Origin of the sequence: Paractinoplanes durhamensis (genome assembly GCF_016862175.1) — a bacterium.
Classification (GTDB): Bacteria; Actinomycetota; Actinomycetes; order Mycobacteriales; family Micromonosporaceae; genus Actinoplanes; species Actinoplanes durhamensis.
In genome coordinates this window covers 224,510-251,489 of the sequence record NZ_BOML01000040.1, presented here as the reverse complement: position 1 = coordinate 251,489, position 26,980 = coordinate 224,510, and the positions used below count along the sequence as shown (strand labels likewise).

The 26,980-nt window shown below is 72.0% G+C and carries 26 protein-coding genes; 6 read left to right on the top strand and 20 right to left on the bottom strand.

All coding sequences use genetic code 11. The features are described from left to right. The 12 genes from Adu01nite_RS26340 to Adu01nite_RS26285 all read right to left on the bottom strand — a co-directional run. On the bottom strand, positions 1-986 hold a 986-nt coding region (locus Adu01nite_RS26340), incomplete at its 3' end, for an ABC transporter transmembrane domain-containing protein (RefSeq protein ID WP_203730274.1). Further along, positions 983-2,674, bottom strand: coding sequence for an ABC transporter ATP-binding protein (locus Adu01nite_RS26335; RefSeq protein ID WP_203730272.1), 1,692 nt, complete (start codon positions 2,672-2,674; stop codon positions 983-985). The genes Adu01nite_RS26335 and Adu01nite_RS26340, both read right to left, overlap by 4 nt. A gap of 75 nt (positions 2,675-2,749) precedes the next feature. Beyond that, positions 2,750-3,004 (bottom strand): hypothetical protein, encoded by a 255-nt coding sequence (locus tag Adu01nite_RS26330; protein ID WP_203730270.1) that lies wholly within the window; start codon positions 3,002-3,004, stop codon positions 2,750-2,752. A 9-nt stretch (positions 3,005-3,013) separates the two neighbouring features. Beyond that, a complete protein-coding gene (gene tsaD, locus Adu01nite_RS26325) occupies positions 3,014-4,066 on the bottom strand; it encodes a tRNA (adenosine(37)-N6)-threonylcarbamoyltransferase complex transferase subunit TsaD (protein WP_203730268.1) in 1,053 nt (350 codons plus the stop codon). Then, positions 4,059-4,493, bottom strand: coding sequence for a ribosomal protein S18-alanine N-acetyltransferase (gene rimI / locus Adu01nite_RS26320; protein ID WP_203730266.1), 435 nt, complete (start codon positions 4,491-4,493; stop codon positions 4,059-4,061). Before rimI ends, tsaD begins: the two co-directional genes overlap by 8 nt. Further along, positions 4,493-5,149, bottom strand: coding sequence for a tRNA (adenosine(37)-N6)-threonylcarbamoyltransferase complex dimerization subunit type 1 TsaB (gene tsaB / locus Adu01nite_RS26315; protein WP_203730264.1), 657 nt, complete (start codon positions 5,147-5,149; stop codon positions 4,493-4,495). Before tsaB ends, rimI begins: the two co-directional genes overlap by 1 nt. A gap of 9 nt (positions 5,150-5,158) precedes the next feature. Beyond that, positions 5,159-5,833 carry a uracil-DNA glycosylase gene (locus Adu01nite_RS26310; RefSeq protein WP_203730262.1) on the bottom strand — a complete coding sequence of 225 codons (675 nt, stop codon included), beginning with the start codon at positions 5,831-5,833 and terminating at the stop codon, positions 5,159-5,161. Further along, positions 5,830-6,288: a tRNA (adenosine(37)-N6)-threonylcarbamoyltransferase complex ATPase subunit type 1 TsaE gene (gene tsaE / locus Adu01nite_RS26305; RefSeq protein ID WP_203730260.1), complete on the bottom strand. Its 459-nt coding sequence runs from the start codon at positions 6,286-6,288 to the stop codon at positions 5,830-5,832. Before tsaE ends, Adu01nite_RS26310 begins: the two co-directional genes overlap by 4 nt. After that, positions 6,285-7,358: an alpha/beta fold hydrolase gene (locus tag Adu01nite_RS26300; RefSeq protein WP_203730258.1), complete on the bottom strand. Its 1,074-nt coding sequence runs from the start codon at positions 7,356-7,358 to the stop codon at positions 6,285-6,287. Before Adu01nite_RS26300 ends, tsaE begins: the two co-directional genes overlap by 4 nt. Continuing rightward, a complete protein-coding gene (alr, locus tag Adu01nite_RS26295; RefSeq protein ID WP_203730256.1) occupies positions 7,355-8,482 on the bottom strand; it encodes an alanine racemase in 1,128 nt (375 codons plus the stop codon). Before alr ends, Adu01nite_RS26300 begins: the two co-directional genes overlap by 4 nt. A 35-nt stretch (positions 8,483-8,517) precedes the next feature. Further along, positions 8,518-9,966 (bottom strand): NAD(P)H-hydrate dehydratase, encoded by a 1,449-nt coding sequence (locus tag Adu01nite_RS26290; RefSeq protein WP_203730254.1) that lies wholly within the window; start codon positions 9,964-9,966, stop codon positions 8,518-8,520. A gap of 78 nt (positions 9,967-10,044) precedes the next feature. Next, a complete protein-coding gene (locus Adu01nite_RS26285) occupies positions 10,045-10,413 on the bottom strand; it encodes a holo-ACP synthase (protein WP_203730253.1) in 369 nt (122 codons plus the stop codon). 222 nt (positions 10,414-10,635) lie between these two features. Between Adu01nite_RS26285 and Adu01nite_RS26280 the strand changes: the two genes are divergently transcribed. Beyond that, a complete protein-coding gene (locus tag Adu01nite_RS26280; protein WP_203730251.1) occupies positions 10,636-10,923 on the top strand; it encodes a type VII secretion target in 288 nt (95 codons plus the stop codon). Continuing rightward, complete coding sequence (locus Adu01nite_RS26275) at positions 10,920-12,443, top strand: alpha/beta hydrolase (RefSeq protein ID WP_203730249.1); 1,524 nt, start codon at positions 10,920-10,922, stop codon at positions 12,441-12,443. Before Adu01nite_RS26280 ends, Adu01nite_RS26275 begins: the two co-directional genes overlap by 4 nt. A 229-nt stretch (positions 12,444-12,672) precedes the next feature. Here Adu01nite_RS26275 and glmS read toward each other — a convergent pair whose 3' ends face one another. Next, a complete protein-coding gene (glmS, locus tag Adu01nite_RS26270) occupies positions 12,673-14,556 on the bottom strand; it encodes a glutamine--fructose-6-phosphate transaminase (isomerizing) (RefSeq protein WP_203730247.1) in 1,884 nt (627 codons plus the stop codon). Between the two features lie 184 nt (positions 14,557-14,740). Here glmS and Adu01nite_RS26265 point away from each other — a divergent pair, with 184 nt between their 5' ends. Together Adu01nite_RS26265 and Adu01nite_RS26260 are read left to right on the top strand one after the other, a co-directional pair. After that, complete coding sequence (locus Adu01nite_RS26265; RefSeq protein WP_203730245.1) at positions 14,741-15,709, top strand: MmpS family transport accessory protein; 969 nt, start codon at positions 14,741-14,743, stop codon at positions 15,707-15,709. A 1-nt stretch (position 15,710) separates the two neighbouring features. Beyond that, on the top strand, positions 15,711-16,907 hold the full coding sequence (locus Adu01nite_RS26260) for a pyridoxal phosphate-dependent aminotransferase (RefSeq protein WP_203730243.1): 1,197 nt from the start codon (positions 15,711-15,713) through the stop codon (positions 16,905-16,907). Positions 16,908-16,920: 13 nt separating this feature from the next. Here Adu01nite_RS26260 and glmM read toward each other — a convergent pair whose 3' ends face one another. From glmM to rplM, 3 genes are all read right to left on the bottom strand, one after another. After that, positions 16,921-18,270, bottom strand: a complete 1,350-nt coding sequence (gene glmM / locus Adu01nite_RS26255) for a phosphoglucosamine mutase (protein WP_203730241.1) — start codon at positions 18,268-18,270, stop codon at positions 16,921-16,923. 87 nt (positions 18,271-18,357) lie between these two features. After that, a complete protein-coding gene (gene rpsI / locus Adu01nite_RS26250; RefSeq protein ID WP_239132709.1) occupies positions 18,358-18,855 on the bottom strand; it encodes a 30S ribosomal protein S9 in 498 nt (165 codons plus the stop codon). A gap of 20 nt (positions 18,856-18,875) precedes the next feature. Continuing rightward, on the bottom strand, positions 18,876-19,319 hold the full coding sequence (rplM, locus tag Adu01nite_RS26245; protein WP_203730239.1) for a 50S ribosomal protein L13: 444 nt from the start codon (positions 19,317-19,319) through the stop codon (positions 18,876-18,878). A 604-nt stretch (positions 19,320-19,923) separates the two neighbouring features. Between rplM and Adu01nite_RS26240 the strand changes: the two genes are divergently transcribed. After that, positions 19,924-21,036: a uroporphyrinogen-III synthase gene (locus Adu01nite_RS26240; protein ID WP_438871094.1), complete on the top strand. Its 1,113-nt coding sequence runs from the start codon at positions 19,924-19,926 to the stop codon at positions 21,034-21,036. 6 nt (positions 21,037-21,042) lie between these two features. Here the strand turns inward: Adu01nite_RS26240 and Adu01nite_RS26235 are convergent, their stop codons facing one another. From Adu01nite_RS26235 to Adu01nite_RS26220, 4 genes are read right to left on the bottom strand one after another with little or no spacing between them, the layout of a single operon-like run. Continuing rightward, entirely contained in the window at positions 21,043-21,663 is a 621-nt protein-coding gene (locus Adu01nite_RS26235; protein WP_203730235.1) for a GTP-binding protein, read from the bottom strand. Continuing rightward, the gene (locus tag Adu01nite_RS26230; RefSeq protein ID WP_203730233.1) at positions 21,644-22,006 is read right to left on the bottom strand and encodes a DUF742 domain-containing protein; all 363 of its coding nucleotides are present in this window, start codon (positions 22,004-22,006) and stop codon (positions 21,644-21,646) included. Before Adu01nite_RS26230 ends, Adu01nite_RS26235 begins: the two co-directional genes overlap by 20 nt. A 32-nt stretch (positions 22,007-22,038) precedes the next feature. After that, entirely contained in the window at positions 22,039-22,446 is a 408-nt protein-coding gene (locus tag Adu01nite_RS26225; protein WP_203730231.1) for a roadblock/LC7 domain-containing protein, read from the bottom strand. Next, positions 22,443-25,370, bottom strand: coding sequence for a sensor histidine kinase (locus tag Adu01nite_RS26220; RefSeq protein WP_203730229.1), 2,928 nt, complete (start codon positions 25,368-25,370; stop codon positions 22,443-22,445). The genes Adu01nite_RS26225 and Adu01nite_RS26220 overlap by 4 nt, the downstream gene beginning before the upstream one ends. A 413-nt stretch (positions 25,371-25,783) precedes the next feature. Between Adu01nite_RS26220 and Adu01nite_RS26215 the strand changes: the two genes are divergently transcribed. Further along, the gene (locus Adu01nite_RS26215) at positions 25,784-26,944 is read left to right on the top strand and encodes an ABC transporter substrate-binding protein (RefSeq protein ID WP_239132708.1); all 1,161 of its coding nucleotides are present in this window, start codon (positions 25,784-25,786) and stop codon (positions 26,942-26,944) included. The last annotated feature ends 36 nt before the right edge of the window (positions 26,945-26,980 follow it).

Sequence of the window (26,980 nt, the reverse complement as noted above, 5' to 3'; positions counted from 1 at the left end):
GGTTCTGTCTCGCCCTCGGCGACGCCGAGCAGACGGGCCAGCGACGCCCCACCGATCTGCAGCTCGTCGACCCAGCTCAGCAGCCGGTCGACCGGATCGACAAGCATCTGCGCGTAGATCACGGCCGCGGTCAGCTGCCCCAGGGTGACCGTGCCGCGCAGGTAGAGCGCACCGCCGACCAGCAGCGTCGCCACCACCGGCAGCACCCAGCTGAGCTCGACCATCGGGAACCAGACCGTCCGCAGGAACAGCGTGTATTTCTCGGCCAGGTAACTGCGGCGCAGGTCGGTGTCGGTGCGGTCGATGCGTTGCCGGCGACGGCGAAGCGCGTCGACCGTGCGGGCGCCCTCGACCGTCTCGGCCAGCCCGTCAGTGATCATCGAGTAGGTCGCGTTCTGCTTCAGATAGCCCTCGGGGGCTCGTTTCAGATACCACCGGGTGCCGAACACCAGGATCGGCACGGCGACCAGCAGCGGCAGCGCCAGCACCGGCGAGACGGCGATCGTGGCGCCCACCACCAGGATCCCGACGATCATCGCGATCATCGTCTCCGGCACCGCGAGCCGTACGCAGCGGGACAGCGCGTCGACATCCCTCGTCGTACGCGTCAGCAGGTCGCCGCTGCCGGCCCGCTCCACCGTGGACAGCGGCAGCGCCAGCACCCGTTCGACGAACTCCTCGCGCAGGCCGGCCAGCACCCGCTCGCCCAGCCGGGCCGACGCGAGATATGCGAAGCGGATCAGCACCGCCTGCAGGACCACGAAGCCGGCGATGAAGCCGGCGAGCCGATCGATCGTCCCGGTCCCCCGACCGTGCTGAATGGACTCGACGAGCTCGCCGAGCAGCCGCGGCCCGACCAGCCCGGCGAGGGCGGCGAGCGCGTGCAGCCCGACGGTGATGCCGAGCACCCGCGGGTTGCGCCGGAAGAGATCACGCGCGTATCGCCGGACCTGGGCGGTGTCGGCGACCGGCAGCAGCGCGCTCATTGCTGGTCCTCGCGCAGCACCGTGCGGGCATAGCGTGGCTCGTCAGCGAGCAGGCGGTGGTGGCTGCCGGCCGCGACCAGCCGGCCCTCCTCGACGTAACAGACCCGATCGGTGCGGTCGAGCACCAGCGGACTGGACGTACAGATCACGGTGGTGCGCCCGGGCCGGGCGGTGATCAGCCGGTCGGCGATGCGCGCCTCGGTGTGCGCGTCGACCGCACTGGTCGGCTCGACCAGGATCAGCGTCTCCGGGTCGGCGACGAGCGCCCGGACCAGGCGAAGCCGCTGCTGCTGACCGCCGGAGAAGGTGCGGCCGCGCTCGGCCACCTCGCTGTCGAGCCCGTCGGGCAGCGCCTCGACGATGTCGGCCGCGGCCGCGGCGTGCAGTGCCGCCGGGAGCCGGCCGCTGCCGGCCGGGTCGAGATCGGCGCGGAGGGCGCCGGTGAACAGCCGGGCGTCGTTGTCCGCCACCAGGATCCGCTCCCGGACCGTGGCCAGCGCGAACTCGTCGAGCGGCACGCCGGCGGCGGTGCCGCCCTCGGCGTAGCGGCCCAGGCGGTCGGCGATCCGCGCCGCGTCAGCGGGCTCGGCCGCCACGATCGCGGTGATCTCGCCGGGCCGGACGACCACACCGGACTCCGGGTCGGCGAGCTCGCCGGTGAGCTGGTCGGCGGACCGCGGCGCGGCCGGGTCGGGCAGGTCGGTGGTCGCGCCCAGCAACCCGATCACCCGGCGGCCGGCCACATGCCCGCGAGTCATCTTGTCGAGCGCCTCGGTGAGCTGCCGCAGCGGCGCGACGAGGAAGGCAGCGTACGCATAGAAGGAGACCAACTGCCCGACGGTGATGTGCCCCTGCAGCGCGAACCGCGCGCCGAGCCAGGTGACCAGGACCAGGAAGATCCCCGGCAGCAGCACCTGGGCCGCCTCCAGCAGCGACTCCACCCGGGCGGTGCGGACCTCGGCCCAGCGCAGCGCCTGCGACTCGGTGCGGTAGCGGTCGGCCATCGCTGCCTCCCCGCCCACCCCGCGCAGCACCCGCAGGCCGCCCACCAGGTCGGCGGCCCGGGCGGTGAGCCGGCCCTGCTGCTCGCGGGACAGCTGCTGGCGGTGGTGCAACGGCTTGATCAGCAGGCCCACCACGGCCATCAGGATCGGCACCCCGAGCACCACGACCAGGCCGAGCGGCACCGAGGTGGTGAGCAGGATGACGGTGACGAGGAGGACCGCGATCAGCGAGCCGGTGCCGCGGGCGGTGATGTCGACGGCCGCGCCGATCGCCCGGATGTCGGCCGTGCCGATCGCGACCACCTCGCCGGTGTCGATCCGCCGGGACAGCGCCGAGCCGAGCCGGCCGGCCTGCCGCACGGTGACCTGCACGGTGGTGAACATCGCGCCCAGGAAGTTGACCACCGCGAAGCGATGCCGGGCGACGCCGAAATAGGCTTGGCCGGCCCCCACCCCGAGGAGCACGAACGCCCACTTCGACAGATCGCGGCCGTCGTGCCGGACCGCGGCGTCGATCGCCTTGCCGACGAGGGCCGGCACCACGGCCTGGCAGAGCATCCAGAGGATCGCCAGCACGATCGCCGGGATCACGGTGCTCCGGAACCGCCGGACCATCCAGCCCAGATAGTGGCTGGCGGACCGGCGATCGGGAACGCCGGGATCGGCGTCGGGTAGCTGTTTCATCAGGGCCCCGACGTTACGGCGGGGGTACGACAGTTCGCGACGCGTTTTCCCGCCGGCCCTGCGGTCGACCGGGCCCTACCGGTCGACGGGGCTGAAGTCCCACACGTGCGGCGCGCGAGCGACCAGCTTCGCCGGCGGGGCCGTCATGTTCTCCGGGGTGTTGCGCCACTTGGTGATCACCACGATGCGGTGGTCGGTCGACGAGTACACGTCGCTCGACACATGTTGGGGCAGCACCTCCAGCCGAGGCACCGCCACGTCACAGACCCAGGTCAGCAGCTCGTCGAAGCCGCTCGCGAGGGCCCGCACCTCCCACATCCGTGCGATCATGTGCATTGCCTACCCCGTCACGCTGACCGTGGTCAATGACATTGCCGAATCGGCGGGCAGATCGAGACGACTGGGCGCCACGCCGGCCGCGACCAGCCGGGCGCCGAGGGCCGCGACCATCGCGCCGTTGTCCGTACACAATGCCGGGCGCGGAACGCGTACCCGGATCCCGTGTTTTGCCGCCCGCTGCTCGGCCAAGATCCGCAGCCGCGAGTTGGCGGCGACGCCGCCGCCGATCACCAGGGTCTCCACCCCGTTGGTGCGGCAGGCGTCGATCGCCTTCGCGGTGAGCACGTCGCAGACGGCCTCCTGGAAGGACGCCGACACGTCGGCCACCGGCACCGGCTCGCCGTCCCGCTCGCGGGCCTCGACCCAGCGGGCGACCGCGGTCTTCAGCCCCGAGAAGGAGAAGTCGAAACGATGCGCGGCCTGGTCTTTCGGCGCGGTCAGGCCGCGCGGGAAGGCGATCGAGGCCGGGTCGCCCTCGCGCGCGCGGCGGTCGATGATCGGGCCGCCCGGGAAACCGAGCCCGAGCAGCCGGGCCACCTTGTCGAAAGCCTCCCCGGCCGCGTCGTCGATGGTGGCGCCGAGCGGCGTCACCCCGTGCGCCAGGTCGTCAACCAGCAGCAGCGAGGAGTGCCCACCGGAGACCAGCATGGCGATCGCCGGCTCGGGCAGCGGGCCGTGTTCCAGCGTGTCCACGGCCACGTGCGCGGCGAGGTGGTTGACCCCGTAGAGCGGCTTCTCGGCGGCCAGCGCGTACCCCTTGGCCGCGGCCACTCCGACCAGCAACGCACCGGCCAGGCCGGGCCCGCTGGTCACCGCGATCGCGTCGATGTCGGCGAGGGTGACCCCGGCCTCGTCGAGCGCGCGCTGCATGGTCGGCACGATCGCCTCGAGATGCGCCCGGCTGGCCACCTCCGGGACCACCCCACCGAACCGGGCATGCTGCTCCACGCTGGACGCCAGCGCGTCGGCGAGCAGGGTGTGCCCGCGCACGATGCCGACACCGGTCTCGTCGCAGGAGGTCTCGATCCCGAGGACCAGGGGCTCGTCAGGCATCGCGCATCATCACCAGGGCGTCCGTGTTGCTGGGTTGGTAGTAGCCGCGCCGGATCCCGACCGGCTCGAAACCGTACGTCGCATACAGATGCTGGGCGGGCGCGTTGTCGACCGCGACCTCCAGCAGCGTCTGCTTGATGCCGCGCCGCTCGCCCTCGCCGAGCAGCGACTCGAGCATCGCCCGGCCGACGCCGCGGCGCTGGGCGGTGCGGCGCACCGCGATGTTCTGCACCCAGGCCTCACCGCCGTTCACCGCGAGGCCGGCGTAGCCGAGCAACTCCTCGCCGTCGAGCGCGACGATGTAGAAGTTGCGCTGGGCGAGCTCGTTCCAGAACATCGCCGGCGACCACTTCTCGGCGGCGAACAGGTCCTCTTCGATCCGCAGCACCTCGGCGATGTGCCACCAGCGGAATCTCTCGATCTGCATCAGGTCAGCACGGTCTTCCGGCCGGCCGGTTCGACGGCGTCGGGGCGGCGCAGGTAGAGCGGGGTGAGCGGCTCGCTCGGCGCGGCCTCGCGAATCCGCTCGGCCGCGAGGGCGACGAGGGCAGCGCCGGGCGGATAAAGAAGATGCTCCTCCACGGGTACGCCGAACAGGTCCCCATATTTCAGGCCGCCCTCGCCCACCACGCGATCGAACTGCCCGGTCACCTCGGCCGGCTTGGCCACCTCGGGGCCGGCCGACCGCACCCCGTCCACATAGGTCGCGAAGTAGACCTCGCGGCGGCGCGCATCGGTCGCGACCAGCACCCGCCCCGGCCCGGCCGCCCGGCCGAGCCCGTCCAGCGAACACACCCCGTAGGTGGGGATGCCGAGCGCCTGCCCCATGCTCGCCGCCGTGGCCAGCCCGACCCGCAGCCCGGTGTACGGCCCCGGGCCGACCCCGGCGACGATCGCCGTCAGGTCGGCCGGACGCACCCCGGCGTCGGCGAGGGCGGCCGCGATCTCCGGCGCGAGTTTCTCGCCGTGCGCACGCGGGTCGACGGTCCGCCGCTCGGAGATGCCGGTCAGACCGCCGGCGGTGACCTCCACGAGGGCGGCCGTGGACGCGGGGGTAGCCGTGTCGAGAGCTAGAACGAGCACGTGCCGACCCTAACGCGGGTCCCAGTCGACCAGCGGGCGACCGCCGTCGGCGAGGGCCTTGTTGGCGGCACTGAACGGGCGGGCGCCGCGGAAGCCCTCCCGGTTGAGCGGGCTCGGGTGCCCGGCCTCCAGCACGACGTGCGCCGGGTTGGTGACCAGGACCGCCTTCTTCTTCGCATATCCACCCCAGAGCAGGAAGACGACCCGCTCCGAGCGGGCGTCGAGCGCCCGGATGGTGGCGTCGGTGAACGCCTCCCAGCCCTTGCCGGCGTGTGACGCGGCCGCGCCGGCCCGGACCGTGAGCACCGCGTTGAGCAGCAGCACGCCCTGCTCGGCCCAGTTGGTGAGGTCGCCGGAGGTGGGCGGCGCGATGTTCGCGTCCTCGGCCAGCTCCTTGAAGACGTTGCGCAGCGACGGCGGGATCCGCACCCCGTCGCGGACACTGAAGCTGAGACCGTGCGCCTGGCCGGGCCCGTGGTAGGGGTCCTGGCCGAGGATCAGCACCCGGGTCTGCTCGGGCGAGCACAGCCGGTAGGCCGCGAACAGGTCCTCGATCGGCGGATAGACGGTCTGCGCGGCGTACTCGCTCGCCACGAACGTGCCGAGCGCGGCGGTCGCCTCGGCGTCGAGGAACGGCTCCAGCGCGGCGCGCCACTGCGCCGGGAGGAGTTCGGGCAGGTTCACGGGGTCTCCAGTCGATGCAGACGGGTGGCCCAGTCGCCGCCGTGCGGCACCAGCTCCACCACCCGGGTGTCGTCGTCCAGCCGGTCCATCCGGACCTGCAGGTATTCGTCGTTGAGCTGCTCGACCAGCCCGGCCCCCCACTCGACGACGGTGACCGCGTCGTCGGCCGAGGCGTCCAGGTCGAGGTCGTCGATCTCGGCGCGCGGGTCGGGCTTGTCCCCGAGACGATAGGCGTCGGCGTGCACGAGCGGCGTGCGGCCCCGATGCAACCGGGCGATCACGAAGGTCGGTGAGGTGATCGCGCCCTCCACCTCGAGCCCGGCGCCGATGCCCTGCACCAGCGCGGTCTTGCCGGCCCCGAGCGGCCCGGTCAGCAGCACCAGGTCACCGGGGCGCAGGATGCCGGCGAGCCGGCGCCCGAAGGCCTGGGTGTCCTCGACGGTGGCCAGCTTCACGAGATCTTCTCCACGAACGGCACCATCGCGGCGTTGACCTGGTCGGACCGCTCCAGCATCACGACGTGCCCGCTGTTCTCGACCTTCACCAGCTTGGCGTCGGGCAGGTACTCCACGATCTCCTCGGATTGCGCGACCGGGGTCAGGTAGTCCTTGTCCCCCACGATGACCAGGACCGGCACGCCGCGCAGCGCGGCCAGCGCCGGCAACCGATTGTGCTGGTAGAGCGTGTTCAGATATCTGGTGAGCGTCTCGACCGAGGTCTTGGAGTTCATCCCCTCCACGAAGGAGACCAACGACGGGCTCGGCTTCGCGTCGCCGAAGCCATACCGTCGGGTGAGCAGCCAGGCCAGGTCGCTGGAGGCCGACCGGGCCCGCTCGATGGCCCCGCCGCCGAGGTGGGCGGCCTTGCCCCAGAGCGGGAAGAACGGCGCGCTGGCCCGGGCCACCAGGGACGGCACGGCCAGCTTGGCCCGGTCGATCACCCGGGCCGAGGTGGAGATCAGCGCCACGCCGGTGACCCGGTCGCCGAACCACTGCGGGTACTGCTCGGCGAACGCCATGATCGTCATGCCGCCCATCGAGTGCCCGACCAGGATGATGTGCCCGTCCGGCACGGCCGCGTCGAGCACCGCGGCCAGCGATTTGCCGAGCCCGGCGATGTCGTAGTTGCCGGATTCGAGCTTGCCGGACTTCCCGTGGCCGGGCTGGTCGTAGAAGACCAGCCGGTGGTCGCCGCGCTCGGTGAACACCTTGCGCTGGAAGTAGAACGTGCCCATGTCCAGCGCGAAGCCGTGCACGAAGACGATCGTCGGCTTGCCGGTCGCCCGGGGCTCGACGATCTCGACATGCAGGTCGGTGCCGTCGGCCGCGGTGACCGTCAGGTCGGCGTCGAACGGCAGGTCGGCGAAGTCCTCGTCGGCATACGGGTCGCCGGGCGCGTTTACCGACCGGCGGACCAGCACCCGCTCGACCGCTAACGCGGTGGCCAGCCCGGCTGCCACCACACCGACCGCGGCCCCGGCGATGCCGACCTGTCTGGCCCGGCGCCGCGGGATGCGCGGGCTCACGCCGGCACTCCGGCCGTGCCGTCGTAGACCCGGGGCACCCGGGTGCTGCCGAACCTGGTCACGATCTCGTAGTTGATCGTGCCGACCACCTCGGCCCAGTCGTCGGCGGTCGGCCCGCCGTCGTCACCGGGCCCGAACAGCGTCGCCACGTCGCCCGGCGCCACCGGGTCGTCGCCGACGTCGAGCACGATCTGGTCCATGCAGACCCGGCCGGCCACCGTCCGCCGCTTTCCGCCCAGCTGCACCGGCCCGGCGTTCGACGCGGCCCGCGGCACCCCGTCGGCGTAGCCGAGCGGCACCAGCGCGAGCGTCGTCTCCCGCTGGGTGAAGTAGGCGTGCCCGTAGGAGACGCCCTGCCCGCCGGGGACCCGCTTGGTCTGGGCCACCCGGGCGCGCGCGGTCATGGCCGGCCGCAACCCGAAGGTCTCGCCCGGCACCGGCGACAGACCGTAGACCGCGATCCCCGGCCGCACCAGGTCGTAGTGGGCATCCGGCCTGGTCAGCGTGGCCGCCGAGTTGGCGATGTGGCGGTAGCGCGGGGTGATCCCGAACCGCTCGGCCACCGCGAGCCCGTCGGCGAACTCGGCCAGCTGCCGGTCGGTCGTCTCGTGGCCGGGGACATCCGCGTAGACCAGGTGGCTCCACACCCCGACCACCTCGATGTCACCGTCGGCCTGCGCTTTCGCCGCGGCCTCCAGCAGGGCCGGCCATTCGGCCGGCGTCGCCCCCGCGCGAGCGAGACCGGTGTCCAGCTTCAGGTGTACGCGTGCCGTCCGCTCCGCCCGGCGCGCGGCCGTCACCAGCTCCTCGACCAGGTGCAGGCTGCTCGCGCTGAGGTCGATGCCGGCCTCGACACCCTCGTGCAGCGGCAGACCCGGCGAATGCAACCAGGCCAGCACCGGCACGCCGATGCCGGCCCGGCGCAGCGCCAGCCCCTCGTCGAGGGTCGCCGCGCCGAGCCACGTCGCCCCGCCGGCCAGCGCCGCCCGGGCGGACGGCACCAGCCCGTGCCCGTAGCCGTCGCCCTTCACCACCGCCATCACCTCGGCGCTGGTGCCGGCGCGCATCAGCGCCACGTTGTCCCGGATCGCGTCCAGATCGATCCGCACCTCGGCCTGCCACATGGTTCCCAGCCTACTTTTCGGTATGACCAATTCTGTTACAGCAGGTCAGCCAGCACCGGGCGGAGCGCCGCGGCCACATCGGGTGCCGTCACCGGCCCGTCGTGGCCGGCCCGCCGCCCGGCGAGGCCGTGCACGTAGGCCGCCGCGACCGCCGCACGCTCCGGCGGCAGCCCACCGGCCAGCAGCGAGCCGAGCAGCCCGGCGAGCACGTCACCACTGCCCGCGGTGGCCAGCACCGAGTCGCCGGTCGGGTTGGCCCACACCTCGCCGGCCGGGGTCGCCACGATCGTCCGGTCGCCCTTGAGCAGCACCACCGCGTTGATCCAGGCGGCCAGCTTGCAGGCGGCCGCGACCCGGTCGGCGCCCGGCGACTCCCCGGCCAGGCGCTTGAACTCCCCGTCGTGCGGCGTGATCACCAGCGGTGCGTCCCGCCGCAGGTCCTCGGCGTGCGAGCCGTCGACCAGCAGGGTCAGCGCGTCGGCGTCGAGCACCACCGGCAACGAGGTGGCCAGCACGCTGCGCAGGGTGCGGCGCGATTCCTCGTCGGTGCCCAGCCCGGAGCCGCACAGCCACGCCTGTACCCGCCCCGCGTCGCCCGGCCGGGGCACCGCCACCACCGAGGGGTGTGCCCGGACCACCTCCTCGTGGGCGCTGCCGGCGTAGCGCACCATGCCGGTCGGCCCGGCCAGCGCGCCGCTCACCGAGAGCAGCGCGGCCCCCGGATATTTCGCCGAGCCGGTCGCGATGCCGACCACGCCGCGGGTGTATTTGTCGGAGGCCGGCCCCGGCTGCGGCCACCACTGCGCGATGTCGGCCAACTCGGCGACCCGGACCGCCGGGTCGGCCCGCAGCACCGGCCCGAGCCCGATGTCGACCAGCTCGACCTGGCCGCACCGCACCGCGGCCGGCCCGAGCACATGCGCCGGTTTGAGACAGCCGAAGGTGACCGTGACATCAGCGGTGACCGCCTCACCCGGCAGGTCGCCGGTGTCGACCGCGACGCCGCTCGGCACATCCACCGCGACCACCGGCGGCCGCCCGCCGGCCCGGCCGCGCAGGTCACCGAGCCGGGCGACCAGGCCGATGGCCGGCTCGCGCAGGCCGCCGCTCGCGCCGATGCCGACGATGCCGTCGAGCACCAGATCGGCCCGGGTTCCGAGCTCGCGCACGGTGAAGCCGCCGGCCGCCCGCAGCGCACCGAGCCCGGCCAGGTGGACCCGCTCGGGGCGGAGCAGGAGCGCGCGCACCTGCGCACCCCGCCGCGCGAGCGCCGCACCGGCGTAGAGCGTGTCCCCGCCGTTGTCGCCGCTGCCGACCAGCAGCAGCACCCGGGCGCCGTAGACGCCACCGCTCTCCTCGAGCAGCAGCGCACAACGCCGGGCCAGGCCGGCCGCGGCCCGCTGCATCAGCGTGCCCGCCGGCAGCGTCGCCATCAACGTCTTCTCGGCCGCGCGCACATCCGCGACCCGCCATGCCTGCCGCATCTGCCCTCCAGTGCCCCTCGGTGGTGCCAAAGGTTTAGGCCCCGGGTACGACAGTTTCGCGTTTCCGCTGTTCAGGCCCTAGGTTTCCGCGACCACCATCGCCGAGGCGATTCCGCCGTCGTGCGACAGCGAGAGGTGCCACCGGTTGACCCCTCGCTCCAGGGCGGCGGCGGCGACCGTACCGGAAACGGTCAACCACGGCCGGCCGTCCGGGTCGGAGACGATCTCGCAGTCGTGCCAGCGCAGGCCGGCCGGGGCACCGAGCGCCTTCGCCACGGCCTCCTTCGCCGCGAACCGCGCGGCCAGGGACTCGGGCGAGCGCGGATTGCCGGAGCCGGTCAACCGCTCGCCCTCGGTGAAGAGCCGATCCGCGAGGAGCGGGGTCCGGTCGAGCGCCCGGGCGAAGCGGTCCACCAGGACAACATCGATGCCGACAGCCACGATCACGGCCCAACCTTATCGGTAGGCGATGGGCCGCGCTGCGGCGTAACGCACGGCCGGGCGGATGCACAAGACCTGTGGACAACCGGCGCGTACGCGGCCTCGCGGCCGTCCACAACCGCACCCGCCACCCCTCCCCGGCCCATAACGTCGGCGCATCCCCAGGGCCCACCCACGACCTCCCCGTCGTGGGCGGGCCTCACCATCGCCCCGCATGGAGGTTTGCCGATGAACCCCGATCTCGAGGTCGACACCGACGAGCTGCGCCGCGCCGCCTCCACCCTGGCCGGCACCGCGGCCGAAGTGACCGCCGGGACGTCGGAGATGCCCGCCGCCCAGCGGACCCCGCGCTGGCGGACGGCCGATGCGGCCGCCCTGGCCGCCGACGCCGCCCACCGGCAACTCGCCCTGCTCGGCGGTGACATCGACGAGACGGCCCGCCGGATCGCCACCGCCGCCGAGGCGTATGAGGTGGCCGACGCCCGCGCCGCCGCCCGTCTCCGGTCGAGCCGATGACCGCCGCCGCCTATGCCCGGCTCCGGGTCACCGACCCGGGCCGCTGGTGGGCCGTGGCCCGGTCCTGGCGGCGCTGGGCGGCCCTGGCCGGCCACTGGGTCACCGCACTCACCACCGGCCTGGGCCGCACCGCCGCGTCCTGGTCCGGGGCGGCCGCCTCGGCCGCGCTGGCCCGGGTGACCGGGTTGCGCAATCGGCTGGTCCTGTTCCGCGTGCTCTGCTGGCAGGCCGATCAGGCGGCGAGCGAGTTCGCCGCGGCGCTGGAGCGGGCGAGACAGTTGCTGACCCGGGCCTACCGCCGCGGGGTGATCATCGACGACGACGGCCATGTCCACCCGCCCGGCGATCCCGGCGCGGCGGCCGAGGTGTCGGCCGCCCTCACCATTGCCGCCCAGGCCGACGACCACGCGGCCGACCAGCTCGAACGCGTCGAGGCCGCGACCCACCGGTTCGCCGCGCCGGGGCCGGAGAGGCCGGCCTGCACCGCGTCCCCGGCCGAGGTGCGCCGCTGGTGGGCCGGGCTGACCACGGCCGAGCAGCAGTGGCTGCTCGCGTCCGAGCCGTCCTGGCTGGCCCCGCTCGACGGCATCCCGGCCGCCGACCGCGACACCGCCAACCGTCTGCTGCTGGAGGAGCGGCGGGCCGAGGTCGACCGGGCCCTGATCACCGCGACCGGCGGCGAGCGCGACCGGCTGCGCGAGATCCGGCACGGGCTCGGCGCCCTCGCCGACCGGCTGGCCGACGACGACGGTCCGCGTGCCTACCTGCTACGGCTCGACCTGGGCGAGGAGGGTCGCACCGTGGTCGCGATCGGCGACCCCGACCGGGCCGACAACGTGGTCACCCACGTGCCCGGGATGACCGCGGGCCTCGCCTCGTTCCACGGCGAGCTGTCCCGGGCCGTCCGGGTGGCCGAGCGGGCCACCGAGCTGTCCCCGGCCGCGTCGACCAGCGCGGTGCTGTGGCTCGACTACGACGCACCCGACTTCGTCGACGAGGCCGCGAGTGCCCGTCGCGCCGAGGCGGGCGCACCGGCGCTGCGCCGCTTCCTGGAGGGCATGCGCGCCACTCAGGACGGCACACCGGCCCGCCAGACGCTGATCGGGCACAGCTACGGCTCGCTGGTGGTGGGCAAGGCGGCGGCCGGGGCACTGGCCGCCGACGAGGTGGTCTTCGTGGGCTCGCCCGGCGTCGGTGTCGACTCGGCCCGTGACCTGTCGATCCCCGCCGCCCACGTCTGGTCGTCGACGTCACACAGCGACGTGATCCAGTACGCAGCACCGGCACCGGCCTCGGTGGCCCGCAAGTTGGAGCTGGCGGCCGCGATCCCGATCATCGGCCCGGCGCTCGCCGGCGGCAGCCCGCACCACGACCTCTGGTTCGGCCACAACCCGAGCGACCCGTCGTTCGGTGCCCACACGTTCGCGAGCAGTGCCGACGGCGGCCACCTGGGCTACTGGGAGCCCGGCAGCCCGTCCCTGGACACGTTGGCGTCCATCACGCTCGGCGCAGCCCGATGACCGCGCCCAGCTTCCCTGACCGAGCCGCTCCCCGTGCCGGCACCGCCAGGCGCAAAGCAGCGCCGGCCCCGCAGACCGAGAGAGGCCCGCCCGCATCGAGGCGGGCGAGACCCGCCCGACCGACCGAGCGGGACTCGCCTGAGCCGGCGGGCGGAACCGCCCGGGCGGGGGCGCGTGGACAGCCGGGGAGGACCGCCCGCCCGGGCGCGGGCGGGCGAGCCGCCGCGAGTTACTCGACGGTGACAGACTTCGCCAGGTTCCGCGGCTGGTCCACGTCGAGGCCGCGGGCGGCGGCGATCTCGCAGGCGAGGATCTGCAGCGGGACCGTGGTCATCAGCGGCGCCAGCAGGGTCGGCGTCTTGGGCACCGGGATGAGGTGGTCGGCGTAGGCGCGGACGCTGTCGTCGCCCTCCTCGGCGATGACGATGGTGCGGGCGCCGCGGGCGCGTACCTCCTGGATGTTGGAGACGACCTTGTCGCGAATGACGCCGCGGCCGGCCGGCGACGGCACCACGCAGACCACCGGGGTGCCCTCGTCGATCAGGGAGATCGGGCCGTGCTTGAGCTCGCCGGCCGCGAAGCCCTCGGCGTGCATGTAGGCGAGCTCCTTGAGCTTGAGCGCGCCTTCGAGGGCCACCGGGTAGCCGACGTGCCTGCCGATGAACAGCACCGTCGACGCGGTCTTGAGGTCGCGGGCCAGGGCGCGCACGTCCTCCATCTGGCCGAGCAGGGTGCGCAGGCTGTCGGGGGTGCTCTGCAGCTTCTCGACGACGGCGGCGACCTCGTCGGCATACATCACGCCGCGGATCTGGGCCAGGTGCAGGCCGATCAGGTAGCACGCGACGAGCTGGGTGAGGAACGCTTTGGTGGACGCGACCGCGATCTCGGGGCCGCCGTGCGTGTAGAGCACCGCGTCCGACTCACGGGGGATGGTCGAGCCGTTGGTGTTGCAGATGGCCAGCACCCGGGCCTTCTGCTCCTTGGCGTGCCGGAGTGCCATCAGGGTGTCCATCGTCTCGCCGGACTGGGAGATCACGATCACCAGCGTGGAGCGGTCGAGGATCGGGTCGCGGTAGCGGAACTCGCTGGCCAGCTCGACCTCGCAGGGGATGCGGGTCCAGTGCTCGATGGCGTATTTCGCGACCATGCCGGCGTGATAGGAGGTGCCGCAGGCGACGATGAAGACCTTGTCGGCGTCGCGCAGGTCCTGGTCGGTGAGCCGGACCTCGTCGAGGACGATCTCGCCGCGGTCGGAGAGCCGGCCGAGCAGGGTGTCGGCGACGGCCTGCGGCTGGTCGGCGATCTCCTTGAGCATGAAGTAGTCGTAGCCGCCCTTCTCGGCGGCCTTGGAGTCCCAGTCGATGTAGAACTCGTTGCCCTCGGCGGGCTCGCCGTCGAAGCCGGTGATCTCGATGCCGGCCGGGGTGATCAGGACGACCTGGTCCTGGCCCAGCTCGATCGCCTGGCGGGTGTGCTCGATGAACGCGGAGACGTCGCTGGCCAGGAAGTTCTCCCCCTGGCCGCGGCCGACCACCAGCGGCGAGTTGCGCCGGGCGGCGACCACCGCGTCGGGCACCTCGACGTCGACGGCCAGCAGGGTGAAGGCGCCCTCGAGCCGGCGGACCGTGCGCCGCATGGCCTCGGCCAGCAGCTGCGGGCCGGGCGTGGCGCCGGCCTCGCGCAGCGCGCGCATCTCGGCGGCGAGCAGGTGGGCCGCGCACTCGGTGTCGGTGTCGCTGGCGAATTCGATGCCGGTCGCCTCGAGCTCGGCGCGCAGCCGGGAGAAGTTCTCGATGATGCCGTTGTGGATGACGGCGACCCGGCCGTCGGCGGAGAGGTGCGGGTGCGCGTTGCGGTCGGTCGGCCCGCCGTGCGTCGCCCACCGGGTGTGCCCGATCGCGGTGCTGCCGGTGGTGATGCCGTCGCCGGGCCGCTCGGCCAGTGCCTTTTCCAGGTTGGCCAGCTTGCCGGCCTTCTTCTCGGTCAGAACGGTGCCGTCCTCGACGATCGCGACGCCGGCGGAGTCATACCCGCGGTACTCCAACCGGCGAAGGCCGTCGAGAACGATGCTGAGCGCCGGACGACCGCCGACGTAACCCACGATGCCACACATGCGGGGCAGCGTAACCGACGAACGCTCACACTGCATGCTCGGGAAGCACCCTTTCGAGCATCCGATTTGCTCGAAAGGGTGTTGTGGAACTGACCGATCGACCGGTACCGACGATGGCCGGGTGGCGTTGCTGGCGTAACGTCACCTTGCGCGCAGAACCTCGCGTCCTCACCGGGAGAGCAGCTTGACCGACCAGCCGAACAGCCAGCAGCCGGGCAGTAATCCGGACCCGGCGGCCGCGCCACCACCCACCCCGGACGGCACGAGCGCACCGGCCCCCAGCGCGCCGGCACCGAGTGCTCCGGGCGCGGGCGCACCGGTCTCCGGGCAGCCCTGGTCGACGCCCTCCGGAGACTCGCTCTCTCCCGAGCCCTACCGGCCGCCGAGCGCCCCGCAGCCACCCACCTACTCCCCCGGCTCCGCCTCGATCCCGCAGCCGCCACCGGCCCCGGAGTACCCGCCGACGTCACAGTTCCCACCGGTGAACTACGCACCGCCGGGCTACTCGCCCGACTACGGCCAGACGTACCAGCAGCCGCAGGGCTATCCGCCACCACAGGGATACCAGCAACCGCAGGGCTATCCCGTCCCGCCCGACGGCTACGGCGGCTACCCGCCGCCCGGCTACCCGGGTCAGTCGCCCTACGCACCGCCGCAGCCGCCCCCGCGCCGGAGCAACGCCCCGATCATCGCGGTGATCCTGGCGGTCGCGCTGCTGCTCTGCGGCGGCGTCGCCACCGCCGGCGTGCTGATCGCGCGCAACGCCAAGGACAAGGTCGACGAGGCGGTCGGCAGCCTGCCCACCAGCGTGCCCGAGGTCCCGGCCCTGCCCACCGATCTGCCGACGGTCGGCTCGGGCAGCGGCCGGCCGATCACCGTCACCTACGAGGTGGACGGCGACGGGCCGGTCTCGATCGTCTACATCGAGAAGATCGGTGAGGCACCGAAGCGTCTCGAGAACGTGCAGCTGCCATGGAAGTTCAGCGTCAAGGCCGAGGTCCCGGCACTGCTCTCGATCGTCGTCCTCCGGGTCGCCACCAGCGAGGGCACGGTGAGCTGCCGCGCCCTGGTCGACGGGGACGAGGTCAAGCAGAACGAGTCGGCGTCGTCCAACGTCGCCACCACCTCGTGCGTCCAACTGGTCCTGGAGTGAGATGACGGCCGACCCGCTGGTCGAACGCATGCGGGCGTTCGGCACGACGATCTTCACCGAGATGTCCGCGCTCGCGGTGCGCACCGGCTCGATCAACCTGGGCCAGGGCTTCCCCGACACCGACGGCCCGCCGGAGATGCTGGCGGCCGCGGCCGCCGCGTTGCGGGAGGGCGCCAATCAGTACCCTCCGCTGCCCGGCATCCCGGCGCTGCGGAAGCGGATCACCGAGCACGAGCAGCGGTTCTGGGGCCTGAGCCGGGATCCGGACACCGAGGTGGTGGTCACCGCGGGCGCGACCGAGGCGATCGCCGCCGCGATCCTCGGGCTCTGCGAGCCGGGCGACGAGGTGGTCACGTTCGAGCCGTACTACGACTCGTACGCTGCCTCGATCACCCTGGCCGGTGCGGTACGCCGGCCGGTCGCCCTCCGGCCGGGCATCGGCCCGCAAGGCCGGTACGGCTTCGACGAGGCCGAGCTGCGCGCCGCGTTCGGCCCGCGCACCCGGCTGGTGCTGCTCAACTCGCCGCACAACCCGACCGGCAAGGTCTTCACCCGCACCGAGCTCACCCTGATCGCGGAGCTCTGCCAGGAGTACGACGCGTACGCGGTGACCGACGAGGTCTACGAGCACCTGGTCTTCACCGACGCCGCCGAGCCGCACACCCCGCTCGCGACGCTGCCCGGCATGCACGACCGTACGCTGCGAATTTCTTCGGCCGGAAAGACCTTCTCCTGCACCGGGTGGAAGGTCGGCTGGGCCACCGGCCCGGCCGGGCTGGTCTCGACCGTGCAGCGCGTCAAGCAGTTCCTGACGTTCGTGAACGCCGGCCCGCTGCAGCCGGCCGTGGCGGTGGCGCTCGGCCTGCCGGACACCTACTTCACCGAGTTCCGGGCCGGCCTGCAGGCCCGGCGCGACCGGCTGGTGACCGGCCTGACCGAGGCCGGTTTCGCGGTGCAGCCGTCCGAGGGCACCTACTTCGTCACCGCCGACATCACCCCGCTGGCCGGTTCGACGATCGACGGCGCCGACTTCTGCCGGCAGCTGCCCGAGCGCTGCGGTGTGGTGGCCGTGCCCACCCAGGTCTTCTACGACCACAAACAGGAGGGCCGGCACCTGATCCGGTTCGCCTTCTGCAAGCGCGAAGAGGTCATCGACGAAGCCGCCCGCCGCCTGGCGAAGCTGGCGGCGGGCGGATGAAGCTCTAGAAGGGTCAGGCCGGGCTGGCCGCGCTGACCTCGGCGGCGATCCGCTCGGCCACCGCGCGCGCCTGCTCCTCGGTGGCGGCCTCGACCATCACCCGGACCAGCGGCTCGGTGCCGGAGGGGCGCAGCAGCACCCGGCCGGTCTCGCCGAGTTCGGCCTCGGCGAGCGCCACCGCGGCCTGCACGGTGGGGGCGGACGCGCCGGCGTCCCGGTCGCCGACCCGCACGTTGATCAGCACCTGGGGCAGCTTGTGCACGACGGAGGCCAGGTCGGCGAGCGACTTGCCGCTGCCGGCCAGCTGGGCCATCAGGTGCAGGCCGGTGAGAACGCCGTCGCCGGTGGTCGCGAACGCCGGCATGACGATGTGGCCGCTCTGCTCGCCGCCGAGGGCGAGCCCGCCCGCGGCCAACTCCTCCAACACGTAGCGGTCGCCGACCTTGGTCTCGAGCAGCCGGATGCCGGACTGCTTCATCGCGATGCGCAGGCCCAGGTTGCTCATCACGGTCGCCACGAGCGTGTCCTCGGTGAGCGTGCCGGCGTCGCGCATGGCCAGCGCGATGATCGCCATGATCTGGTCGCCGTCGACGACGTCACCCGATGCGGTGACGGCCAGGCAGCGGTCGGCGTCCCCGTCGTGGGCGAGGCCGAGGTCGGCGCCCTCGGCGACGACCCGCTCCCGCAGCTTTTCCATGTGGGTGGAGCCACAGTCGTCGTTGATGTTGAGGCCGTCCGGGTCGGCGTGGATCGCGATGACCTCGGCGCCGGCCTCCTCGTACGCGATCGGCCCGACCTCGCTGGCCGCACCGTTGGCGCAGTCGACCACCACCTTGATCCCGGCCAGCGGGTGCGGCGTGGAGGCGACCAGGTGCTTGATGTAGTGCTCGGCCCCGTCCAGCAGGTCGTTGACCCGGCCGATCGCGCCGCCGGTGGGGCGCCCGATCAACCCGTGCCCGTCCTCGACGGCCTGCTCGATCCGCGCTTCGAGCTCGTCCGGCAGCTTGGTGCCGCCGGGCGCGAACAGCTTGATGCCGTTGTCCGGCATCGGGTTGTGCGAGGCGGAGAGCATCACGCCGAGGTCGGCGTTGGTCTGCGCGACCAGGTACGCGACGGCGGGGGTGGGCAGCACCCCGACCCGCACGACGTTCGCGCCGGCGCTGGTCAGCCCGGCGACCACGGCCGCCTCGAGCATCTCGCCGCTGGCCCGCGGGTCACGTCCGACGATGGCCAGCGGCTGATGGCTGGCGTCGCTCTCGACCAGCACCCGGGCCGCGGCGACCGCGACGGACAGAGCGAGTTCCGGGGTCAGGTCGCCGTTGGCGAGCCCGCGTACGCCATCAGTACCGAAGAGTCGCCCCATGGCGGTTCCTTTCGTGGAACGAATACAAAACGGCCGGACTCGCCCTCCGATGAACGAGGAGGGCGAACCCGGCCGCCTATAAAGCGATCAGCGCTTCGAGTACTGCGGAGCCTTACGGGCCTTCTTGAGGCCGTACTTCTTGCTTTCCTTGACCCGGGAGTCCCGGGTGAGGAAGCCGGCCTTCTTGAGGGCCGGGCGGTCGTCCGGCTCGTTCGTGATGAGCGCCCGGGCGATGCCGAGGCGAAGCGCACCGGCCTGGCCGGTGATGCCGCCGCCGCGGAGGTTGGCGATCACGTCGAACTGCTCGGCCTTCTCGGCGATGCTCAGCGGCTCACGGATGAGCTGCTGGTGCACCTTGCTCGGGAAGTACGCCTCGAGGTCGCGACCGTTACAGGTGATCTTGCCGGTGCCGGGCACGAGACGCACCCGGACGATGGCCTCCTTGCGGCGGCCGACGGTCTGGATCGGACGGTCACCGGGACGCGGGGCGCGGACCGGGGCCGGCGCGGGCGTCTCGACGACGACGACCGTCTCAGCGGGCTCCTCGACGGTCTCGACGACCTCGGGCTCGATGATGTCGGACATGCTGCTGCCTTCTCCCGCGCTCACTGCGCGATCTGGGTGATTTCGAACGGCTTCGGCTGCTGAGCGGCGTGCGGGTGCTCAGCGCCCGGGTAGACCTTCAACTTCTTGATGATCTGCCGTGCGAGCTTGTTGTGCGGGAGCATGCCCTTGACGGCCAGCTCGATCGCCTTCTCGGGGCGCTTGGTGAGCAGCTCCTCGTAGCCGACCTGCTTGAGACCACCCGGGTAACCCGAGTGGCGGTAAGCGACCTTGGTCTGCCGCTTGTTGCCGGTCAGCGCAACCTTGCCCGCGTTGATGATCACCACGAAATCGCCGGTGTCGACGTGCGGTGCGAAGGTGGGCTTGTGCTTACCGCGCAGAAGAGTGGCGGTGTGGGTAGCCAAGCGGCCCAGAACGACGTCGGAAGCGTCGATAATGTGCCACTGACGCTCGATCTCACCCGGCTTCGGGCTGTACGTACGCACAGAATTACCTTGTCTTGTCGTCGGTCTGGGGTCGCGCGCTGCCGCACTCGAAGAGGAGCGCGAACGGCTGTCACACAACAGCAGGCAACAATACCCGGCCGCGCGACGCGTGGTCAAAACGAGGTGCCCCCGACGGGACCCCCAACGATATGCCCGGCAAGCATACTCCGCCCGTTCGACGCTCCCGACGCCGGTATCCAAGGTCAGCAAGGTCACAGATCTATACGTCTTAGCAGGCTCGAAACAAACGGGACGCCGGGCCGAAATTCCCCACCGGCACTCTTCCCTGCATGGCCAATGGTGCGCACCCCTCGACGAAGTGGGACAGGCGTAGCCCCCACGGGCGTCGACAGCGCACTATGGAAGAGCCATCGTCAGGGTTGAGGACGGACCTGACGATGACCGCTGGACCGGTTCACTGGTCTGGCGAGGAGAAGTCGCGGTGTGCGCCGGACGGAGGTACGGCGGAGATCGCAAGCGTGACATGGGAGCGGGTCGACGCTGAGGACGGCGGACTCCGAGCGTGCCCTTCGGTGGACCGTAAGGCCACGCCGCGACTTCTCGAAAAAACATGACCGATCGCGCGGGGGGAACGCGACGGACGGTGATCACAGCAGCCGCCCTGGCGGAGCCGACCGCGTCACTTTCCGGCTACACCGTGGGCGTCACGGCCGATCGGCGCCGTGACGAGCTGGCCGGCCTGCTGGAGAGCCGGGGTGCGCGGGTGGTGCTCGCACCGGCCCTGCGGATCGTCCCGATCGCCGACGACGCCGAGCTCAAGGCCGCCACGCGCGCCTGCCTCGACCACCCACCCGACATCGTGCTGGTCAACACCGGTATCGGCATGCGCGGCTGGCTGGAAGCGGCCGAGGGCTGGGGCCTGGCCGAGCCGCTGCGCGCCGCGCTGGCCCGCGCCTACCTGGTGGCCCGCGGCCCCAAGGCGCGCGCCGCGATCCGCTCGGCCGGCCTGCACGACCAGTGGTCCCCCGAGGGGGAGAGCTATGAAGAGGTCGTCGACCACCTCAAGGCCCGGGGCATCGCCGGCCTGACGGTCGCGCTCCAGCTGCACGGGGAGAGCCAGCCCGAGTACACCGAGGCGCTGGAGGCGGCCGGTGCCCGGGTGATCGAGGTGCCGGTCTACCGCTGGGCGGCGCCGACCGACCCGGCCCCGCTGCATCGGCTGGTCGACCTGATCACCGGACAACTCGTGGATGCGGTCACCTTCACCTCGGCCGCGGCCGTCATGGCCCTTCTGCGGGCCGCGGGACCGGGTGCCGACGGTCTGCTGGACGCGCTGCGCACGAACGTTCTGGTGGCCTGTGTAGGACCGGTGACGGCGGCTCCGCTGAAGCGGCACGACGTACCGATCGTGACGCCGGCCCGGGCCCGGCTGAGTGCCCTGGTCCGCACGATCGTCGAGGAGCTGCCGAAACGGGCGCTGACCCTCGAGGTGGCCGGTCACACTCTTACTTTGCGCGGCCATGCCGCGATCGTCGACGGCGACCTGCGGCCGCTGGCCCCGGCTCCGATGGCCGTGCTGCGGGCGCTCGCCGCCACGCCGGGCCGGGTGCTGTCCCGGGCGGCGCTGCTGCACGCTCTCCCCCGGGGCGCCGACGAGCACGCCGTGGAGATGGCGGTCGCCCGCCTGCGGGCCGGCCTGGGCGCCCCCGGGGTGATCCAGACAGTGGTGAAGCGGGGCTACCGCCTCCCCAACTGAGGCGCCTCAGCCGACCACCGCCGGGTAACCCCCGGACTGCTCGGCCACCAGCGTGGCCATCGCGTGCTCCACCACCTGCACCAGAACCGCCTTGACCGACTCCCGGTGCCGGGCGTCGCACATCACCAGGGGTACGTGCGGCGGAATCGCCAGCGCCTCACGCACCTCGTCCGGCTCGTAGCGCGGAGCGTTGTCGAAGCAGTTGAGGGCCACGATGTACGGCAGGTGCCGGTTCTCGAAGTAGTCCAGCGGCGCGAACGCGTCCGCGATCCGGCGGGTGTCGACCAGGACCGCGGCGCCCACGGCACCCCGGATGAGCTCGTCCCACATGAACCAGAAGCGGGTCTGCCCCGGTGTGCCGAAAAGGTAGAGGATCAGGTCGTCGGCCATGGTGATACGGCCGAAGTCCATCGCCACCGTGGTGGTCTCCTTGCCGGGCACCTTGGACGCGTCGTCGACGCCCTGCCCGGCCGAGGTCATCAGCGCCTCAGTGGTCAGCGGTTCGATCTCGGAGACCGCACCGACCAGCGTCGTCTTGCCGACGCCGAAGCCGCCCGCAACGACGATCTTCGCGGAGGTGATCTCCTTGGGTTGCGCCCCCGCCCGCTCAGAGCTTGCGAAGTCCACTCAACACCCTTTCCAGCAGATCCATCCGCTCCGTGAAGCCCTTCTTGGGAGCGGCGCTGTGCAGCGACAGCAGTCCGTCGGCGACCATGTCCGCGACCAGCACCCGGGCCACACCCAGCGGAAGCCGGGTGAGCGCGGAGAGCTCGGCCAGGGATTGCGGCTTCGCCTCGCAGAGCACCGCAATGCGGTACTTGTCATGCCCGGCGAACCGAGCCTCTTGCACCGCGGCCTGGCTGGCTACCAGGACCGCTTCGATCGGAATGTCACGTCGTGGCTCGGTCCGTCCGCGAGTGACCGCGTACGGGCGCACCAGGTTGCCCCGTGGGTCCTGTGGCTGCCCCATGACGCGATCACCCCCTTTCCGCCGGCCACCGGCTAATGGCTGACGACCTCACGCGGGGCGGGCGTCAGCGCCGCACCCACCCGTTCGACAAGCAGCGCCATCTCGTAGCCGACCTGGCCGACATCGCAGCTGCGCGCGGCGAGCACGGCCATCGACGAACCGTCGCTGACCGACATCAGGAACAGGTAGCCGCTTTCCATCTCGATGATCGTCTGCTGCACGGCACCGGCATTGAACATCCGGGACGCGCCCTCGGTGAGGCTGACCACGCCGGAGGAGATCGCGGCGAGCTGATCGGCGCGGTCGGCCGGCAGGTCACGTGAGCATGCCAGCAGCAGACCGTCCGCCGACACCGCCACGACGTGGGCGATGCCCGCGACGCTGTTGGCGAAGTTGTTGAGCAGCCAGCCCATGTCCTGCATGGTGGGGGGCCTGGTCACTGGTCGTTCTCCTTAGCCTGGAGGGAGGACTCGGCGGTGCCGTCCGTCCGCCCGCGTTGCACACCACGGTGGTACGCGGACAGGAGTCCACGGACCTCGTCGGGGCTGCGACGGTTCTGGTTGCGCGGACCGCTCTGCACGCCGCCGGGCACGAGCTGTGCCTGCGGTACGCGCTTGGGCAGTCCCGAACGCGTGGTACCGGCGTCGACCGGTTCGGCCGCTGCCATCGCACGCTGCCACCCTTCGTCGGCCGCCGTCTTCCATCGGTCCTCGGCCGCCGGCCGCGGCTTCGGAATCGATGATCCATTGTGCCCGGTCGCCGCCGGAGCGGGTGCGGGTGGTGCCGCCGGAGCGGGTGGTGCCGCCGGAGCCGGCACGGGCGCCGGAGCCGGAGACTGCGGGGCCGCCGCAGCGGCAGGGGAAGCGGACACCGCAGGGGCCGAGTTCGGCGGCGGCGCATACCCGGCGGTGGGCATCCCCCACTCCTCCGGCGCGGCCCCCTCGTGATTGCGGAACCAGCTCTGCTGCATCTGCACGAAGATCGGCGAGTCGTTCCGCTCCTCGGCCGGTACGGGCATCTCCTGAACCGGCACCGGCGGCATCGCGGCCAGGGCAGCCCCCCAGCTGCCCGAGTCCGGTTGCGTCGGGGCCGGCGTCGGCGCCATCGGAGCCGGCGCCATCGGGGTGAAGCCGTTCATGCCGCCCTGCGCGGTGACCGGCTGCGCGACCCGGGTGGGCAGCGGTGGCCGGTTCGGCGTAGGCGTGGTCTCGGTCGCCGGCGCCGGGCGCTGGGACGGGAACATCGGCAACTGGGGATGCGAAGGCGCGGGTGGCGCGGACACCTGCCGCTGCGGCTCGTGCCAAGGGTCGGGCGCGATGGCCGGCAGGGTCGCGGTGGCGGCCCGGGCGGACATGGCGTCCCAGCCGCCGCTCGGTGCGGCCCCCAGCTCGGGGAACTGCCCGCTGCCCAGCTGACCGTCGCGCCTGTTGGGCAGCATCACGATGCTGCTCGGCAGGATCACCTGGGCGACCGTGCCGCCCTCGAGGTTGGCCCGCAGCTCGACCCGGATGCCGTAGCGGCTGGCGAGCCGGCTGACCACGGCCAGACCCATCAGCCGGAACGAGGCCACGTCCACGTTGGGCGTCTCGGCCAGTCGCCGGTTGAGCTGGTCCATCTGCTCCTCGGACATGCCGAGGCCGCGGTCCTCCACCTGGATCACCACGTAGTCGCGGATGCGCCGGGCGTCGGCGACCACGCTGGTGGTGGGCGGGGAGAACCGGGTGGCGTTGTCGAGCAGCTCGGCGACCAGCCGGACGACGTCGTTGACGGCGAGCGCCGCGATGGCGATGTCGGTGTCGACCGTGCCGAACTCGATGCGGTTGTAGAGCTCGACCTCGGACTGGCTGGCCCGCAGGGCGTCGACCAGCAGCGCGTCCTCGCGGCGCGGCGGGCTGGAGTCGGCGCCCGCCAGGACCAGCAGGTTTTCGTCGTTGCGGCGCATCCGGGTGGCGAGGTGGTCGAGCTCGAAGAGCCGGGCCAGTCGCTTCGGGTCTTCCTCGGTGCGCTCGATCGAGTCCAGCTCGCCGATCATCCGGTCGACCAGGGACTGACTGCGGCGGGCCAGGTTGAGGAACATCGCCGAGACGGTGGTGCGCAGCGCGGCCTGCTCGGCCGCGATCCGGACCGCTTCCCGGTGGACCACGTTGAACGCCTGACCGACCTGGCCGATCTCGTCACGGTTGGTGAGCCGGATCGGGTCGCGCAGCTGCCGGATGATGTCCTCGGCACCGTTCTCGCCGAGGGTGCGGGCGTCGCGCAGCCGGGCCACGGCGTCCGGCAGGTCGCGGTTGGCCACCGCGAGGGCGCCCTCCCGGAGCCGGCGCAGCGAGAGGTTGAGCGAGCGGGCCAGGATCACCGCGAGGGCGATGGCGACGATGAGGACCAGGATGACCAGCGCCGCCTCGAGCGCGGCCTGCCGGACCACCGAGGTGGCCTCGTCGCCGGCCAGCGTCACGTTCTCCGACTCGAGCTGCTGCTCGGCCCAGCGCATCAGGTCGACGACCGAGCCGAAGGCCGCGGTGACCTCGTCGGGCGGGACGGCCACGCCCCGGCCGAGCTGGATCGAGATCTGGTCGGCCAGGTTGACCGCGTCGCCGGTGACCACGTTGTTCACCAGGGCCTGCTGGTCCTGGCTGGCGAACGCGGCGAAGGTGAGCAGACCCTCCTGCTGGCTGGTCTGCGACGCGATGAAGGCGGTGCGCTGCTCGGCGCTGAGGTCGCCGGAGACCAGGGCGGTGTAGGAGATCGCTTCGAGCTCGGCGGCGCCCGCCTTGGCCTTGGAGAACGCGCCGGTGGCCCGGAGACCGTCGCCGACCTCGTCGTCACCCGCGTACTGGCTGACCGCGTCGCCGTAGCCGAGCAGGTCGGTGAGGACCACGCTGTACCGCGACATGGCTTCGGCGACCCCGAGGCCCTCACGCTTGCTCACCTGGTCACGGGTGGCGTTGAGGGTGTTCAGGTTGTCGTCGATCTCGACCAGCCGGGACTCGACCGCCGCCGGTGGGTCGTCGAGGGCACGGCGGTGATCGCGGTAGACCTCGATCTGGGTGTCGGTCGCCTTGACCGCGGCGGTGTAGGTCTCGACCTTGACCCCGGGCGTCGCCAGGTATTCGGCGGCGGCCATCCGCTCGCCGTGCAGCATCTGGGTCAGGAGGGAGACGTCGGTGCCGACCTCGGCGAGCTTCTCGACCTGACCGGCCGCGGTGGCGCGCTGACTGACGTCGACCAGACGAGCGGTGGCGAGCACGACGACCGCGGCAAGCGGCACGAACAGAATGAGAGCCAGCTTGGCGCGGATCCGTGCGTCCCGGAGCCGCGGGAAGACACCACGGCGCGCCACCTGGGTCGAAGATCCGGTGCTCACGACTTCTCCTCCGTGGTCTTCCCCGTCACTCCTCGCCCGCACAGGAGCCTGCGGCCCGGCGATTTCATCAGAGAGCGCTGCCCTTTGGGAAGTCTGGAGCCGCCCGGAAACCAACTTGTTGTCCGATGAGTAACAAGCCGTTCGGCTCTACATTCGACACGGAAACTGCTTTGACGTGCACGAATATCAGAACGGCAACACAAAGTGATTTCACGGTTACCGAATATAGGCAAGATTCCAACCAATATGTGAGACGACTGTCCCGCCACGACGTTCGGCACCGGCTTGACCAGCCGCCTTCACGTTGGCAAGGTTTGGCGCGATCAGACGGACATGCAGTCCGTATCAGCGCGTATTCCGGCGGACACCCTATGCAGCCGGTCCGTGTTTCCGCCCTCCGAGGAGGCACCGCAGTGAGGCTCCCCCGCCTCGCCACGGCATCCGTCGTGGCCTCGACGCTTCTCGTCGCCGGTTTGGCCGGCTGCACATCGGACTCCGGCGGCTCGGGCGGTGGCAGCGAGACGATTGTGATCGCCGCCGACCTGAACAACTCGTCCAGCGTGGACACCGCCTACGGCCGTGCCCTGCAGCTGCGGGTCGACCAGGTGAACGCGTCCGGCCGGCTGGGCGATCGCAAGCTCCAGCTGCGCACCCAGGACAACCGGGCCGACCCGACCGCCTCGCTGCGCAACATCACCACGTTCGCGGACGACCCGTCGGTGGCCGCGATCGTCGAGGGCACGTGCGATCAGTGCATGGTCGGCGCGGCCAAGACGGTCAACGACAAGAAGGTTCCGACCATCGTCCTGGCCGCCTCCGACCAGGTCAGCCAGACGGTCACGCCGTACCTCTTCAAGCTCGGGCCCAACTCGTCCGACAGCGCCGTGACCATGGTCAATGAGCTGCGCCGGCTGCAGGTCGCGAACGCCGCGATCCTCTACTCCGACGACCTCTACGGCAGGGGCGGCAACACCGTGCTGACCGCCGAGCTGGACAAGGCGAAGATCCCGCTGAGCGGAGCCCGCTCGGTGAAGCCGGCCGCCACCGACATCACCCAGGCGGTCGGCACCCTGACCGACGCCAACCCGGCCGCGCTGCTCGTGCTGACCGGCCCGGACCAGGCCGCGCTGGCCGCGAAGAGCGCCAAGAACTCGGGCTACAAGGGCAAGGTGTTCTTCGACGCGGCCGCCGCCGGCGACCTGTTCATCCCGAACGACGCGGTCGCGGCCACCAACAACACCACCATGGTCTTCACCCAGACCCTGGCGATCGACGACGTGATCGCGACGACCCCGGCCAAGGCCGCGCGCAAGCAGTGGTTCCGCGACTACATCTCGCGGTACGGCAGCTACTCGGGGGTCGGGTCGTTCGCGGCCGACGCGGTCGACCTGATCGCCGCGGCGGTGGCCCGGGTCGGCGACGACCGCGAGCAGATCCGGGCGATCGTCGAGACCTCTCAGGTGGACGGCCTCTCCGGCCCGATCCGGCTGACCCCGGCCAACCACTCCGGGCTGATGCCACAGGCGCTCACCCTCCTGGTGGCGCGGGCCGGGCGCTGGCGTCTTTCGTCCTGAGTCAGCGACCAAGATCGAACGATCACGGTCAGTAAC